Origin of the sequence: Mucilaginibacter sp. 5C4, from assembly GCF_034345625.1 — a bacterium.
GTDB lineage: Bacteria > Bacteroidota > Bacteroidia > Sphingobacteriales > Sphingobacteriaceae > Mucilaginibacter > Mucilaginibacter aurantiaciroseus.
Genome location: NZ_CP133775.1, coordinates 1,452,516 through 1,468,304, shown reverse-complemented (window position 1 = coordinate 1,468,304; position 15,789 = coordinate 1,452,516). Strand labels below are relative to the sequence as shown.

The 15,789-nt window shown below is 43.3% G+C and carries 18 protein-coding genes and 1 tRNA gene; 18 read left to right on the top strand and 1 reads right to left on the bottom strand.

Translation table 11 applies throughout. The annotated features are described in order from the left end of the window. Nucleotides 1-118 precede the first annotated feature (118 nt). The 18 genes from RHM67_RS06835 (at nucleotide 119) to RHM67_RS06750 (ending at nucleotide 15,611) form a co-directional block, all read left to right on the top strand. A complete protein-coding gene (locus RHM67_RS06835) occupies nucleotides 119-1,051 on the top strand; it encodes a hypothetical protein (RefSeq protein WP_322231355.1) in 933 nt (310 codons plus the stop codon). Between the two features lie 20 nt (nucleotides 1,052-1,071). Continuing rightward, complete coding sequence (locus RHM67_RS06830; protein ID WP_322231354.1) at nucleotides 1,072-1,794, top strand: hypothetical protein; 723 nt, start codon at nucleotides 1,072-1,074, stop codon at nucleotides 1,792-1,794. Between the two features lie 109 nt (nucleotides 1,795-1,903). Beyond that, the gene (locus RHM67_RS06825) at nucleotides 1,904-4,339 is read left to right on the top strand and encodes a hypothetical protein (protein ID WP_322231353.1); all 2,436 of its coding nucleotides are present in this window, start codon (nucleotides 1,904-1,906) and stop codon (nucleotides 4,337-4,339) included. A gap of 64 nt (nucleotides 4,340-4,403) precedes the next feature. Continuing rightward, on the top strand, nucleotides 4,404-4,634 hold the full coding sequence (locus RHM67_RS06820) for a hypothetical protein (protein WP_322231352.1): 231 nt from the start codon (nucleotides 4,404-4,406) through the stop codon (nucleotides 4,632-4,634). Nucleotides 4,635-5,067: 433 nt separating this feature from the next. Beyond that, nucleotides 5,068-6,255, top strand: coding sequence for a head maturation protease, ClpP-related (locus RHM67_RS06815; RefSeq protein WP_322231351.1), 1,188 nt, complete (start codon nucleotides 5,068-5,070; stop codon nucleotides 6,253-6,255). Between the two features lie 107 nt (nucleotides 6,256-6,362). Further along, entirely contained in the window at nucleotides 6,363-7,571 is a 1,209-nt protein-coding gene (locus RHM67_RS06810; RefSeq protein ID WP_322231350.1) for a hypothetical protein, read from the top strand. Nucleotides 7,572-7,694: 123 nt separating this feature from the next. Then, entirely contained in the window at nucleotides 7,695-8,279 is a 585-nt protein-coding gene (locus RHM67_RS06805; RefSeq protein WP_322231349.1) for a hypothetical protein, read from the top strand. Nucleotides 8,280-8,424: 145 nt separating this feature from the next. Next, nucleotides 8,425-8,679 carry a hypothetical protein gene (locus tag RHM67_RS06800; RefSeq protein ID WP_322231348.1) on the top strand — a complete coding sequence of 85 codons (255 nt, stop codon included), beginning with the start codon at nucleotides 8,425-8,427 and terminating at the stop codon, nucleotides 8,677-8,679. Nucleotides 8,680-8,681: 2 nt separating this feature from the next. Further along, nucleotides 8,682-9,953: a hypothetical protein gene (locus RHM67_RS06795; protein ID WP_322231347.1), complete on the top strand. Its 1,272-nt coding sequence runs from the start codon at nucleotides 8,682-8,684 to the stop codon at nucleotides 9,951-9,953. Nucleotides 9,954-10,042: 89 nt separating this feature from the next. Continuing rightward, nucleotides 10,043-10,657 carry a hypothetical protein gene (locus RHM67_RS06790; RefSeq protein WP_322231346.1) on the top strand — a complete coding sequence of 205 codons (615 nt, stop codon included), beginning with the start codon at nucleotides 10,043-10,045 and terminating at the stop codon, nucleotides 10,655-10,657. Further along, nucleotides 10,657-11,958 carry a hypothetical protein gene (locus RHM67_RS06785; RefSeq protein ID WP_322231345.1) on the top strand — a complete coding sequence of 434 codons (1,302 nt, stop codon included), beginning with the start codon at nucleotides 10,657-10,659 and terminating at the stop codon, nucleotides 11,956-11,958. Before RHM67_RS06790 ends, RHM67_RS06785 begins: the two co-directional genes overlap by 1 nt. A gap of 2 nt (nucleotides 11,959-11,960) precedes the next feature. Next, complete coding sequence (locus RHM67_RS06780) at nucleotides 11,961-12,395, top strand: hypothetical protein (protein ID WP_322231344.1); 435 nt, start codon at nucleotides 11,961-11,963, stop codon at nucleotides 12,393-12,395. Nucleotide 12,396: 1 nt separating this feature from the next. Next, the gene (locus RHM67_RS06775) at nucleotides 12,397-13,161 is read left to right on the top strand and encodes a hypothetical protein (RefSeq protein WP_322231343.1); all 765 of its coding nucleotides are present in this window, start codon (nucleotides 12,397-12,399) and stop codon (nucleotides 13,159-13,161) included. A gap of 26 nt (nucleotides 13,162-13,187) precedes the next feature. Further along, complete coding sequence (locus tag RHM67_RS06770; protein WP_322231342.1) at nucleotides 13,188-14,168, top strand: acyltransferase; 981 nt, start codon at nucleotides 13,188-13,190, stop codon at nucleotides 14,166-14,168. Nucleotides 14,169-14,212: 44 nt separating this feature from the next. Next, complete coding sequence (locus RHM67_RS06765) at nucleotides 14,213-14,455, top strand: hypothetical protein (RefSeq protein WP_322231341.1); 243 nt, start codon at nucleotides 14,213-14,215, stop codon at nucleotides 14,453-14,455. Next, nucleotides 14,442-14,906, top strand: coding sequence for a lysozyme (locus tag RHM67_RS06760; protein ID WP_322231340.1), 465 nt, complete (start codon nucleotides 14,442-14,444; stop codon nucleotides 14,904-14,906). Before RHM67_RS06765 ends, RHM67_RS06760 begins: the two co-directional genes overlap by 14 nt. After that, the gene (locus tag RHM67_RS06755; RefSeq protein ID WP_129876519.1) at nucleotides 14,903-15,154 is read left to right on the top strand and encodes a hypothetical protein; all 252 of its coding nucleotides are present in this window, start codon (nucleotides 14,903-14,905) and stop codon (nucleotides 15,152-15,154) included. Before RHM67_RS06760 ends, RHM67_RS06755 begins: the two co-directional genes overlap by 4 nt. 1 nt (nucleotide 15,155) lies before the next feature. Further along, nucleotides 15,156-15,611, top strand: coding sequence for a hypothetical protein (locus tag RHM67_RS06750; protein ID WP_322231339.1), 456 nt, complete (start codon nucleotides 15,156-15,158; stop codon nucleotides 15,609-15,611). A gap of 13 nt (nucleotides 15,612-15,624) precedes the next feature. On the opposite strand, the gene RHM67_RS06745 is transcribed toward RHM67_RS06750, so the two are convergent. Continuing rightward, nucleotides 15,625-15,708: transfer RNA gene (locus RHM67_RS06745), tRNA-Leu, on the bottom strand. Nucleotides 15,709-15,789 lie beyond the last annotated feature (81 nt).

Below are 15,789 nucleotides of genomic sequence, written 5' to 3'. Positions count from 1 at the left end.
ATTTCAATACCTAAAATATTGTTGAGATCTTGAACCTACGGCTACTAAAAAATATTTGTAAACAATGTTGCTATTAATAAAGCTGATAATTATATTTACCAAAAAAATTAGCATTTTTATGAAAATAAACCTACTTATTGCAACACTTGTTATTTCTTGCCTAAATGTTTTTGGCCAGGCTAAACCCAAATATGGTACGCCGGAATATTTTGTAAACAAACATTTTATACTCGATACTTCAGCACTCTCGGTTTCGGGTTTTAGTAGCAGTGGCGTGGAAAACTTTGTAAAGGATTATAAAAAAGATTCAAAATTTTTTACAGATTTTAATAACTTCTCAAGTAAGAACGTAGAAAACAATATCATATACAAAGATCCTAAGATGTTTAGGGCATCCTCATATGATTCGTTAAAAAACGTAGTTTTTGTTTGCGAGAAAGCAGCCGTAGACGATCATTTGAACTACTTACTGTTAAATAGCGCTAAAACCGGCCCTGTATATTACGTATTTGAACGCAGCAGCTTCTTTATACTTCCTACTTATAAGAGTATAAAATGCGTTGAAGATTTAACTAAAGAAAACGCTGCCGCAGCTGCAGACAATAAAGAGTTTGAAGCCATAAAAAATGTCCCTTGTGCCGGTATTACCTACGAGTACAATAAGGTAGATAAAGCCAAAGAGTTTAATACGCCTTTAGACGGTGGCGGAAGGTCCTTTAATTGTTCCTTCAGTAAAAGGATCCAAAACGGCGTGCCATCCTATACATTATATCTAAGTACCCGGAGAGATCCGCCTCGTGCTACTAAAGAAGGGGTAACTATCCTCCTAAAAAATGGTAAAAAAATAAATAAGCCTGCTGTAAAAGTTACATCTACCGTAGATGAGGGCTCGGGTTACCTGCGTTCTGCTATATTCACTTTAACGCCTGCAGATATAACCCTCTTAAAAACCTCACCAATAGAGACATACAAATTATACATCGACGATGAGAGTCCGGATGATGAAGACGCCTTATATAAAATGTTTATTTGCTTGCTAACAAAAAAATAATTTAAGTTTCACACAGTTATATGGGTTTATTTGGAGATAAAAGCTTGAAAGACCCGCTTGTAGAAATTGAATGGGAAAAAGACAATGGCATTTGGGATCTTAGAAAACGCAGTTATGGTTGTGGTGCTATTGGCGTAGCGGCTCTTTTTATTGCTATAGCTGTTATAGTGATAACAACGCAAAATCATGATACAAACCTCTCTTGGGGAAAGGTTAAGCCCGGTGATGCGCTTTATGTTGATGATCTTTTCATTACTGATACAGCTAAACAAGTTTCTTTCCGATTTCAAAAATTGATCCGCCCAATTACTACGGCCGACATTGACACGATGAAGATATCACTTGCTGATAAACGGAAAATGGCCGCCCAGCTTGATACGTCGTTAAAAAAAGCGATAATGATTGAGTTTGGCGGAACATGTGTACCAAGAGACAGTATGTTTAAATATAATGATGCCTCTGTAGCGTTGTTTGTATCTAAAGATAATACAATTGCTATGTCAGACGGTGGCTCAGAAGAAAAATGGTATGTGGTTAAACCAAATACAAAACTTATTGCCCCGTATTATACTTCAAAGATCCCAAGGGGTTACATTTCGGCAAATGATCTTTACTACTTACGGCCATATGATATTAGGTTGGAAGCACCCACAGCGTTAACAAAATATAAAACTGCTAATCCTATTGTGTCGCCTAAAGCTGAACCAGATTCGGCAATTAAATTAAGTGAAAACCTGCTGTAGTAAAAAAGAGCGCTAAAAGAAAAAAACACAAAACTAATATCTAATAAATAATAAGCCCTAATCGGGCTTATTATTTAAAACAAAATATGCCAAATAGCATAACAAACATATGAAGAACGATTTAAATATTTCAGGGATCCTGGCCGACACCGAAAAGTTAAAAGATGCAAATATCGAGTTGGAAGCGTCTTTAAAAAAGCTACGCGCCACACAGGAAAAAATGGCTTCCGGTTCCGAGAAATTTTCGAGAGCTTACCAGGATAACGCCGTAATTTTAAGAAAAGCAGAAGCTGCGTTGAAAAGCAACAATGAGCAAATTGATAAAAACATCAAAATGCTTGACATGGGTAAAGGTTCGTTAGAAAAAAACAAAGCCTTATTAGAATCTTTAAAAGACCGATATGTGGCTTTAACAAGTTCGCAGGGAGATCATGCAGCAGGTGCATCTAAACTAAACGGCCAAATTGCGTTACTAAGCAAAACAGTAGGTGATCAGGGAAAAAAACTGGAGAAAAGCAGGGGAATTTTTGATGCACACGAAAAGTCGGTAGCTGCATTATCGTCTTCTTTCGAAACTTTAAAAACAAGCACCGCTAAATATGTTGAAGAGAACCCTCAATTTGCTACAACTTTAGATGATGCCGCAGCCGGTTTTAACGCCATGAAAACAGGCTTATCTGCCATACAAACCGGGTTTAAAAGTGTTGGCAGCGCTATTAAAACTACCGGTTTTGGTTTATTGGTACTGGTACTACAATCACTTGTAGAATACTTCACAACTAACACCGAAGGGCTAAAAAAACTGCATGGTGCAATGGCTGTTGTCGAAAAAGTAGTAACAGCGGTAAAAAATGGGTTTGCCGGTATGGGCGAAATTATGGTAAACGCTTTTAGCCATCCTATGCAAAGCCTTGAAAAAATTGGGAACTTTTTGAGAAACAATTTTTTAAACAGGCTCAAAGCAATTGGCGTTATATTGGATGGCATTATCCACCTTGATTTTAAAAAGATTGGTGATGGATTGATACAAAGTGTTACAGGCGTAACTAACGGCACTGATAAAATTAAAAAGGCGTACAACGACACTAAAAAAGTGATTGTAAAAACTTACGAGGAGGGCACCGCAGCCGAAGAGAAAATGGCCAAAGCCAAAAAAGCCGCTGATGATTTAGCTAAGAAAAGGGAACAAGAAAAAGAAGTTGCTGATACGAAAAGAACTGTAGCCGAAGAAAAACGAAAACAGGCAAATAGCGACCATATTGCGGATATGGCCCGTATGAGCGAGGCTATTTTTAAAGAGTATGCCAAAGAGGTAACTGATACCGAAGCACATTTTAGTACCCTCGAAAAAAAGTATAAAAATTCGGCAGATAAGTTAGTTAAGATCGAAAAAGATAAAGCAGAAGCATTTGCTGCCATTAACAAAAAATTCCAGGCCGAAGACAAGGCAAAGCTCGATGAATATCTTCACCAGTTACAACAAATGACCATTGATAATTTAACCGATGTTAAACAAAAGGCGGTAGCTCAGCTTGCCCTCGATACAAAAGATAAATTAGATACTATTGATGCTGAAGATAAAAAAATTAGTGAAAAGATGGCCCAGCAGCAGGCCGCGATAATAGAACTTAAAAAGAAAGGCAAGGCCGAGGAAATAAAGATCCTGGAAGAATCTATAAAATTAGAGCAACAAATACTTGATGCATCAAAACAAATCAGAACGAATGTAACGGACGGGCAACAAAAGAAGACAAATGAAATTAACTCACCTACTGCCGAAGTAGAAGCTAAAAAAGATAACGATAGCATAACAAAGCATGAAAAGGATACGGCCAAACAAAGGATAAAAATAAATGATGAGCTGATAGCCTCAAAAATGCATGCAGGCGATAAGTATATCGATTCTGTATTAAAAAACAGTAAAAAAGATTCTGCGATATATAAGGCAGCATTTTTGGCAAAAAAAGCTACATCTATAGCCGATGTTATCATCAGCACAAAAAGAGCGGTTTTAGAATCACTTAAGGCTTACTCGGGGATACCCTTTATTGGGCAGGCCTTGGGTATAGCACAAGCCGCTTTTATGGCGGGCCAGGGTGCCATGTCAATAGCCGAAATTGCTAAGCAAAAGCCTGGCTTTGCTGTTGGCGGTCAATACATATCCGATGGTCGAGGAGCCTTGTTGCCCGGCTACAGCCGTACCGACAATACAAACGCCTACCTGCGCAGCGGCGAGGCGGTGGTGGTATCCGAAGCGATGCGCAACCCATGGGCGCGTAACCTGGTAAGTGCCATCAATGTTGCACACGGCGGCAGGGATTTTTCGGCACCAAATACCGGCAGCGGCTACGCAATAGGCGGTATATTTACCGATGGTGGCAATGCCAACCGTTACTACAACCAACCCGTTAACGACATGAAAGATATGGCCAACACCCTGGCCTACCAGATGATCAACAACTTCCCCCCTATTTATGTAGACGTGAAAGATGTTAACAACCAGCAAAACATACTGGCGCAAACGGTGAATAGGGTAAACCTGTAAGGTGAAAGGTAAAAGCTTTTAGCAACCACTCACCACTCTCATAATCAACTACTCACTAACTTCAATGAACATCCAAACAGCAAACACACTTTTCGACGAGGGCATTCTTACGGCCATGTATAAAGCCGGTTTAATTAACACCAAGGTATTCACCTACCGCGAGATCTACCTTTGGGTAAACGCCCAGCTACAAACCCGCGGCATCACCAAAAACCAGGCCGTGCTGGAAGCCGAAGTAAAATTCGATAAAGACGAGCGCACCATATGGCGGGCGATGAATTGTTTTACGGTGTGATAAGGTGCGGGGATTTTGGTGCGAAGTGCGAAGAAAATAGCTTACTGACAAACCTGTGTCACCATCGCCATCAATAATAGTCCCGATATTTGTATAGTTCAATCGTCTGAACCGGAATTTGTGGAATTAAAGAATTATCAAAATGAATTTCACAATTCAAAAATTCGTGTAATTCGAGTTCAGACCGCCCCACTGACACGCTACTGTCACCACAACTAAAACAAATTATCCCGACCTTTGATGTATGCCAAACGGCACCCATTGCAATGCCAGTCTGAGCTTGTCGAAGACTTAGCAAAGCGACCAATGGTTCGACGGGCTCACCATGACAAACGGTTTAAAATATGCCAAACGGAATTTAAAACCAACAAGCAAACACAATTAGCCTTACGGACTTTCGGACATCCCAACTCCCGACTAAAACTAACAAACTATGAAAATATACCTATACGATACCGAAACGGATTGCATAGGCTCGGGGAGCCTGTCGTCCGCCTATGTAAAATCACAATTAGATGCAGCTGCCGGCGCCGATGTTGCGGTACACATCAGTTCAGTAGGTGGTTCGGCCTTTGATGCCATAGCCATTTACGACTTACTGAAAAAGTACCCGGGCAACGTTACCACCCATATAGATGCCCTTGCGGCGTCGGCAGCGTCGGTAGTAGCCATGGCAGGCGGCAAAATAGTGATGAGCAAATATGCCCTGCTCATGATCCACAAACCTATGGTAGGCAGCGGCGGCAATGCCGATGAACTTTTAAAAGATGTGCAGATGTTAAATGTAGTGCAATCGCGCCTGGCGCAGATCTACATGGACAAGTCCGGGTTGGACGGGGTTACCGTTAATAGTTTGATCAACTCCGTCACCTGGATGACTGCCGACCAGGCCCTGAACCTGGGCTTTGTAGACGCCATTGAAGATTACAGCGAAACCATCATCAACAGCGCACTCATCAAAAAATATACCGATACGGCGCCCGCGGTTTACCAGCGTTGCATTAACAAGATCTTAACCCAAAAAACAACTATGAACACAGACAACAGAGAACTCATTGAACGGACTACCACGGTTTTAGACAAGATCATGAACTTTTTTAAGCGCGTGGTAAACAAACAAACCATTACAGACAAAGGCACGCTGCACCACAGCGGCGAACTATCTGAAGGGGCCGAGGTTTATCAGGACGAAGACCTTACCACCCCCGCCGTTACCGATACTTACACCACCGCCGATGGCGAGCAATTAGCCGTTAAGCAAGGCCGGATAGAAAAGCTAACGCCGGTTGCGGTGGATGATGAGGACGAAGAAAGCGCGCCGGCAGCAAAATTTAAATTGCCCGTAAAACCCAGCGAAGTACAAAACCGCCTGCAAGAAGTTAAAGCCCGCTTACACGCCCAAAACGCTTTATTGAATGAGGCTAAAGCAGCGCTTGAAGAAGCTCAAAGCCGCCTCAGCAAAACCCGCGAAGAAGTGAAGAACGAAATAAAAAGCGACTTCACCCCCGAAGGAAGCAAACGCAGCAGCAAGGCCAAAACCGAAACCCAACCCTTCTTTGCACCTCAAAGCCCCCTGGCCCAAAACGCGGTGAAAAGAGCGGTGGGAAGTAGCGTGTTGTAAAGTTAAAAGGTTGAAATGTTGTAAGGTTAGCACTTACACACTTTCTGTCGGGCAAACGTACAATCACTATTTAAGAAATCAACTTTAAAACATTCTAACAAAAACAAATGGCTCAATTTACATTTACAAACAACACCTATGCCGGCGAAGCGCTGGCGGGATTTATGGCAAGTACGCTGCTGGAGGCCGACTCCGTAAAGCGTGGCCTGTTAACCGTTATTAACGACGTTAAACAACGCAAGATCATCCTTGATGTGGACGATGATGTGGTGCTGCAAAATCCATCGGGCATCTTTGCCGACCAGGGCACTACCGCCACACAAACCGAAAGCTACTTAGACCCGGTAGTTTACGAGTTTATGAAACAGGAACAATGGGACAAACTGGTACAATCATGGGAGAGCCAGCAACTAAAACCCGGCGCTTTTCTTGATTACGAAGGCGTGGTTGACCTAAGCGACTTTATGGTACAGCGTTACTTAACCAAAATACAAATTGCTAACGAGCGCTTGTACTGGCTGGGTAAGGGTTCCACCAAAGAAGCAGCATTCACCGCACCGTTTACGGGTTTATTGCCATCCATCGCGGCAGCAAGCGGCGTGTACAAAGTTGGCCTGGGTAAATCAGAAACTTCCATGGCAGCGACCGCCATCAGCGGTTTGGGAGTAGTAACCGTAAACAGCACCGCCACTTTAAGAGACGGCGATGTGGTGACCATCACTAATGTAACCGGCATGAGTAAAGACACTACAAACGGTGGTGGTGGTGTAGATGTGCAGGGTCAGTCTTACTTTATCCAGGTAGCAGGTGCAACTACATTTAAGTTGGTGCGCAACTACAACGAAGTGAACACCCGCAAGGCGGCCACCTTCAGCGGCTCAGCAACCGCGGCAACTGTAAGTTACATTAACGCGAGCAATGTTTTAGGCGTACTAACCGGCATCTATGCCCAGTTGGACCCTGCAGATCGCAGCCAGGAAGATTTTAACCTGCAGATCCCGTTACACGTGGGTTACGCCTATGCACAGGCACAGGCAGATAAGGCAGTAAATGTACTGAATGCCTTTACCGACCCTAAGAAAATGGATTACCTGGGCGTACCACTGCAGTTGATGAACCACTGGCAGGCCAATACTATTTTAGGTGCACGCTCGTCAAACCTGTTCCTGGGTGTGGATCTTTTGGGCGATGCTTCAGAGCTATCAACCGTTTACATGAAGCCCTACACCAACGATAATGTGGTGCGCATGAAAGCCCGAATGAAGGCCGCAGTAAACTTCAAATTCGCTAACGAGCTGTTTTACCTGGGCGCGTAGTGCAGCCCACCCAAACCCTCTCCGCTGGTAAGCGGAAGGGCTTTAATAACCTTTCACTTAATAAACTATCCTTTTTAAGTTTCCCTACCGGGGAAGATTTAGAGGGGGCTTAAATAAATAAACATGTCAATTTACAATAAAATAAACGCGGGCTTTAGCCTGGGCACATCGGGGCCAATTACTTCAGGTATCGAAGATGTGGTATACATTTTTAACCAGGACGATTTTGTGCTGACTTATGACACCTTAAATCCGCTGATCATCAAAGATATCACCGCTGTAGGCACTGCCAAGGTTTACAAATTTGAAGGCACCAACAACAGCTTTAACACCATTAGCAAGCTGGCCAAAACCCAGGTTGGCCCGCGCTACACCGAGGAGATCGACTTTAACATAGCCGGTTTATCTACCGATGTTAAAGCGCAGCTGATGGCCATGGGTTACGGCCGTGTACGTGCCATCTCGGTAAACAACTATAAAGACAGCGACTCGGCCATAGAATTATTTGGCGCGGTAAACGGCCTTATCGTAACCGAAGCAGAGCGCAACGCAGCCGACGAAACTTTAGACGGCGGTTACAAGATCAAATTAACCAACCCCGATAAGCTGAAAGAGCCTTACCCACCACGCGCGGTGTCTATCGCCCCTACAAGTGGCACGGCTACCTACGCAAGCACCATAGCTGCGCTGGAAGAGTTGGTAGCGTAAGCCCCCTCTTTGTCTCCTCCGCTGGTTAGCGGAGAGAATTAAATCACATTTAATTATAAAAAAGTCCTTCCTACCGGGGAGGATTATTCAAAAGGCGTTTGTTTCTCATGGTGTTCATGAGGGCTGCGCCGTTTAGGAGAGGCTTATGAAAAAATATATTTTAAAACCGGGCGTCCACCAGTTCGCACCAAACTCGGCGGCGGTACACAGTAACGATACCCTTACGGATGAAGAAGCCGAATGGTACCTGCAAAGGTATCCGCACATAGCGGGGCTGTTTGCCCAAAGCCCGGAAGACGGTAAGTCGGAAAGTCCGGAAGAAGAAAAGCCTAACGCTAAAGCCAAAAGAAAGCGAATATCAAAATCGGTGGAATCATCCAAAATCAGTGAAATTCAATAACTATGAAAACCTACTTACCACAAATTGAACGGCGAATACTGGTAAGGCCCAACCAAACCTTCGGCATCTTAAATTACGATATGGATAACGCCTATCCGCAGCGGATGCTGGAGCTGGTTGGCCAATCGCACACCGCTAAAGATTGCTGGAATAAGCGGGCCAAATTCATTACCGGTAATAGTTTCGAAGAACCGTTGCTGGGCAAACAGATCATCAACAACAAGGGCTTAACCATAGCCAAACTGTTAAAAGCCATCGCGTCAGATAAAGCGTTATTCCGCGGGTTTGGCATCCATGTTAACTATAACGCCAATTTTAAGATAGCATCGGTAAATTATGTAAAGTTCGAGGACATCCGCATGGGCGATACCGACAACGCCGAAACCGCGGGCAAGTTTGCCATATATAACGATTGGGGAAGAAAGACCTGGAAGAACATCATGCGCAGCAAAATCAACTTTCTGGACAAGTACGATCCTGACGAAAAAGCCATTAAACAGCAGGTTAAAATTGCCGGTGGATGGGATAAATACAAGGGCCAGCTACTTTACTTTAACCCCGAGGTGGATGATTACCCGCTGATAGAAGCAGATTCTGTTTGGGAGGATTTTGAGACCGAGGCCGGCATCAAGATCTTTAACAACCGCGAGGTTACTACAGGCTTCCTTCCCTCAACCATGCTGTTCATGCAGTCGCGCCGCGAAGAAGCGGAGAACAGTACAGATAACGGCAAAGCTAACACGCCTTCGCAGTTAGAAAAAGACCTGGGCAGTTTCCAGGGGGCCAAAAGCGCTCAAAAGATCATAGTGATCGAATATGAGGACGAGAGTTCCAAACCGGAGTTTCAACCCTATGCTATCCAGAACAACGATAAGCTTTTTGAAACAACGGAAAGGTCGGTAGAGGCCCGCATCGTTAAAGGCTTCTCGGTGCCCAAGGAACTGATCAACGCCGAGAAATCATCGGGGCTAAGCAATGGCGGCGAAAAAAAGGAAGCCATCCGCGAGTTTAACGATAATACCGCTGCCGACAGGCTGGAGCTAAGCGAAACGCTGGAAGAATTGTTCGGTCATTTTTGTACCCGTATCAATCCTTCTGCAAACTGGAGTATTATACCGGTACCGGCAACCATTGCCGATGACGTGATAGGTATTAAGGCCGGGGCTGCCATCAACCAGCTGCTGCAGTCGGTAATTGCCGTTGAAACCAAGATAGCAACACTGGTATACGCCTACGGCTTTAAACAAGCCGAAGCTGAGGCCATGTGTGCTTAACACGCCAGCCGGCGAAATAATTTACAAAATAAGATCATCAAGAATTTAAAAAAATCTCCGCCGGCTGGCGGGGACAGGAGGACCATTGCATGTTAAATTTAATCACCCCCGAAACATTGCAGCGATACCAGGATATCGCCGCGAATGTAAAAACCGAGCGCATAAAAGTGTTCATCCAAAAAGCGCAGGAGCTTGACTTGAAACCTTTTTTAGGTTACATACTTTATTATGACCTCATTAAGCAGCTGGATACCGAAGGCAACCTTAAAGACGACGCCCCGCAGCATTACAAAGACCTGCTTAACGGCTGCGAATACCTGGACGATGACGGCCACATTGTTTTATACCAGGGCTTACAACCTGTACTTGCCTATTTTGCATTTGCCCGCTTTATTGAAGCAGATTCGGTGCATTACACCGCTACCGGACCGATAACCAAACGTTACGATAATGCGGATGCCCTGCCTGCAAAAGATATTGTAAAACTGGTAGAGCAGCAACGCAGCACGGCCAATGCCTACGCAAACGAAACGGAACGCTTCTTAACAGATCAAAAGCAGAATTTCCCGGTGTGGCATTACAATCAAAAAAACAAAAGCAGCAGGCAGTCCGGCCCGCGCATCCGGTCGGTAGATAAAACCGACTTCAATTTTCCTGCGGATAATTTTAACACCAACCATTTGATCACCGAATTTTTAAACTAATGGCAGCAGACAAAAAAATAAGCGAACTCCCCATACTCGGCGCCGTTACCGCCGCAGATACATCTGTAGTGGTGCACAACGGCACCGACTACCAGTTTAATTTCGACGCGCTTTTAACCTTTATCAACTCGGGGATCAACAGCGGTGCAACGGTATCATTTGGCAGCGCCTTACCGCAAAACAGCATTGGCAAAAACGGCGACCTATTCATCAATACCTCCGCAGGCTCGTTCGCCCAGAAAGCATCGGGCAGTTGGCAGGTAAAATACACCTTGCCCTCCACCGATGCCGAAAAGGACGGAACTGTTTTATATAATTCGGGCATACCCGGCCCAGGCATCGGCAACACTAACGACACCTATATCAACACCAATACCGGTATATTTTACCGTAAAAATGCAGGCACATGGGCACAGGTATTCTCGATGCAGACAGGCCCCCCGGGCGCAAGGGGTGAAAAAGGCGACAAGGGCGATACCGGTGCAAATGGCCGCACCATTTTAAGCGGCACCTCAAACCCTTCAAACCTATTAACCGGTACCAACGGCGATTTTTATATCAACACCAATTCCTTTCAGCTTTTCGGCCCTAAAACAAACGGCGTTTGGCCGGCGGGCATAACAATAGTTGGCATAAACGGCGAACAAGGCGAAACCGGACCGCAAGGTGATCCGGGAGCAAACGGCGCCAATGGAACTAACGGCCTCAACGGTGAAGGCGTCCCGACCGGAGGTACCGCCGGGCAGGTTTTGGCTAAGGTAAGTGATGGAAATTATGATACGGAGTGGGTGGAGATGACAGGCGGAGGTGGGGTGCATGCACCTGATGGAATAGTCAGCGGGTTATTATTATCAGTTACCGAAGAGAACATTAACGCCGCCCCGGGGAGCTGGAGAATTGCAGATAAAATTTATCAAACATTATCTGCCACTGACCTGGCCATTACCGTGGCAAATGAAACAAATAACCGGATCGACCTGATATATGCTACAACCATAAACACGGTTGTATTACTTACCGGCGTAGCGGCCACAAATCCTGTTAAACCCTCATTACCGACCAATTGCGTGGAGATTGGATTTGTATTGGTTACACCATCAGGAAATGAAGTTACTGTAGCACCAGGTGCTACTTATGTAACAACTTCACAATTTATTGATGTTGTTGGGGATAAATCTCAATTATCTACTGATGCTACAAATAGCCTTGTTGAGGCTATTAATGAAGTGAGCACAAAAATTGGCACGGTTAACCAGGAAAGTGTAATTCTTAAAATTTTTAAAAAATCAAATTATAGATAATTATGGCATCTTATAACGAAATAGTTGCATTTACGAAGGGAATTGGCGTGCGCCCTATCTCTTTTACCAATGCCGACGGCACTACGGCAAAACAAACCTATGCGCCTGCAGATCCTGCCAGCAGGATAAATTTTTTGGCGATTAGCAGCACATCTGCCTCACAAAAATACATGATTATGCAGTTACATAATTTAATAAGCGGGGAGATAGCACCAATGGGTACCATTACTATCCCGGCTGGCGCAGGTACCAATGGCTCTGTGCCTATAGTTTCGGGGTTAAACAGGGGCAACCTGCCCTGGTTGCAAATAGACAGCGATGGTAACCCTTTTATCGACCTTAATTTCAATATGAATTTGGAAATGAAATTATTGAGTGGATTAACAAGCGGCGAAACAATTACAGTAACAACAAGCGGCGGCTCATACGCAGCATAATATGGCAAGCAGAAATGGATTAAATCCTAAAATAAGGGGTTCAAAAGGTAAAGGTTTTGGAAGGGCATTACCAGCAGCATTTGGGTTTGATAATGGGTTAAAGCCTAACGGGACAGCTATGTATTTTTTGGTGCCAGGTATGCTGGGTAAATACATCAACACATCCATCACATTTGAGATATGGTGTAAAGCCGCATCTGTATTTAATTACACGCTTGCAGGGATGCATTGGACGGGCATTATTGGAGGTAATTCAAGGTTTAACATGGATGCAAGGGATTGGAATGAATTTGGCTACCCAACTTCAGGGACAAAGCATTTATTGAAATATTTCGATTTAGATAACGGCAAATCTGGTTTAATACAAAATGCTGATCCAATAGGTTATCGTTTAGGAGATCTTGCATCTTTTACAAGTCAAATACCATCTTATCCTGTTAACGATTTTACAGTTAACATCGAATACTCGAGAAGCGAGGTAAATATATATCCTATAGATGAATTTAGGGTTTACAATAAAGTATTACCATTAAATGAGGTCGTTACAAACTACAATAATGGAATGGGCGCAAACCCCACAACCACCGAAAATTTATTAATTTGGTACAAGTTTGAAACATTTGAATTGTTAGACTTTTCAAGTCTGCAAGATGGTAGTGACATAAGGCTGGGAATGAGGGATTTTAGTGGAAATAATAATCATGGCTTACCCATTAATATGGACACAAACTCTGCATCATCTACTTATTCCCTACAACCGTTTTAATTAAAAATTGTATTTTCAGAAATTATATGATAATAAACGAGAGGTTAGAAAGCATAGTTACGTTGAGGGCAATTGCTGCTTTATTAGTTTGTCTTATCCACTTGGCGATGATTTCTGGCTTTCATACAACCGGAATCTTACAAGCTTTAATAAATGAGGGCCAGTCTGGAGTAGCTATATTCTTTGTGATTTCCGGCTTTATATTGCCCTATTCGTTATATAAAAAGGTTTATTTAATTAAAGATTTTTTTAGCTTTTTAACAGGTCGTATTATTAGAATTGATCCACCATATTGGGCGAGCATAATTTTAGTTTTTCTAATCGGGTTGCAACCTTTAATCGCTCTTAACGCTAAATCTGTTTTACTACACCTAACATATTTAGTACCTTTTATTAGCGATGCGCATTGGTATAGTGACGTTTACTGGACATTATCAATAGAGTTTCAATATTACATCCTGATCGGGCTGGCATACCCGTTTCTAATGCGTTTAAAACCGTTGTATGCATTATCCGCGGTTATTATTCCTTCGGTTATATGTATTTTGTTGAAAGCCAACTTTAGAGGAATTATAATTACAAACCTTTACGACTTTACTATAGGCTTCATAGTTTTTTTAGGCTTTACAAAAAGATTGAATCTCAAAATTACATTGGCTGCTCTATTTGTATTTTCATTTTATGTGATGCAATCCGTCTCAATAAAATCAGGAGCGGTGCCAATAATAGCAGCCCTATTTTTACTATTCTATAAACCGGAATTTTCCCTAAAACCTGTTTTATTTATAGGTAATATATCATATTCCCTCTATTTGATACATGTGCCAATATCTATTCTGGTCGTTAGAATTGCCCAAAAACATATTGCAAGTAGCGGTTATTTACTATTTATCACCTTTTCAGGAAGCATCCTTGCCTCCTATATTTTCTATCTACTCATCGAAAAGCCATCAATTAAATTTAGCAGGCTATTTAGATCGAATCCATTAAAGTCTCAGTTAAAATAGCGCTAAGCAATTTCTTCATTCAATTTTTCAATCTCATCTTCCTCATGCAAAACAAACTAACCCTTTGGCAGCGCGTGCGCAGCGATACGCCTGCATTTTTCAAACGCGCACAATTATTTGGTATCGGCCTGGTTAGCTTAGGCACTTCGCTTGGCCAGGTGGCGGGCATCTCCGCCAAACTTACCACAATACTTATTTCTGCAGGCAGTACCATAACCATCATTGCCCAATTCGCAGTAAAACAATACCAACCATTAAATACAAAAACCGATAATGATATTAAGTAAGCGCGGCATAGCCGTCATAAAAAACTTTGAAGGCCTGCGCCTAAACGCTTACCAGGACATAGCGGGCGTATGGACAATTGGCTATGGCTCTACCATGTATAACGACGGCAAGCCTGTTAAACCCGGCGATAAACTTGCAAATGAAGCGCAAACCGAAACCTTGTTAAAAAGCACCCTAACTAATTACGTTAATGCGGTAAACAAGGGTGCATCAGTGCATTTGTCCCAGGATCAGTTTGATGCCTTGGTTTCATTCATATACAATGTAGGCACCGGTGCGGTAAGGTCATCCACCTTATTCAAAAAACTAAATGCAGGCGATTACCGCGGCGCTGCCGACCAGTTCCTGGTATGGAATAAAATAACCGACCCGCATACGGGTAAAAAAGTGGTTTCTAAAACCCTTACCCAACGGCGCGAACAGGAGCGCGCATTATTCCTATCCGAATGACGTCTATAGAACATCGCCAACTCAAAGGCATAACAATCAAGAATATCGTGGTCACTATTATCAGCACCGCCAGTATCGTCGCCTCGGTAATGACCACCTATTTTGAGTTGAAAGGCGACATCAACGAAGTAAAGCTCGATCAGCAATCACAGACACGAGTCAACGAGATCCGCTTGAAAGTGCTCGAAAGCCAGGTTGCGGTACTACAGCGAGAAATGGAAGAAATTAAACCTACAAAACATCAATAACATGAGCATCAAATCATTCCTCACAAAAATATGGGGCACTATTCAATCATTGTTTAACAGCATCCCGTCCGAAATTCAGTCGGCAGTGCATATTGCTGTTATGCTAACAGAAAATATTAAAAAGTTTATTGATTCGCCTATTGCCGATGTATTAACAGCCATTATCCCAGGCGATATCGATGATAAAATAAAGCAGTCGTTACGAAGCGGGTTGCCGGTTATTTTAAGCAATTTGAAACTCGCGGACGAATGCGGTAATCTTTCAGACCCGGAAGAGATCACCAAGTGCGCTATAAACACACTCCAAAAACTGGATGGCGGCCTAAAGAGCGTGTACCTGCACGCGCTATCTGTATTACTTACCCAAATAACTGCAGACGGTAAATTAAGCTGGAGCGACGGCGTTTGCGTGGTGGAATGGTATTATAAAAACAAATTTAAACCAACAGAGCGTTAATTTAACAGGATAGTGCCCGGAACGAGATTCGAACTCGTACATCCTTACGAATGCCACCCCCTCAAGATGGTGCGTCTACCAATTTCGCCACCCGGGCATTAAAATAAGATCTGAGATGTGAGAACTTAGATTTGAGAAAGCCATGTAGTTGCCAACTCATCCAATCAAAAAAAATGCG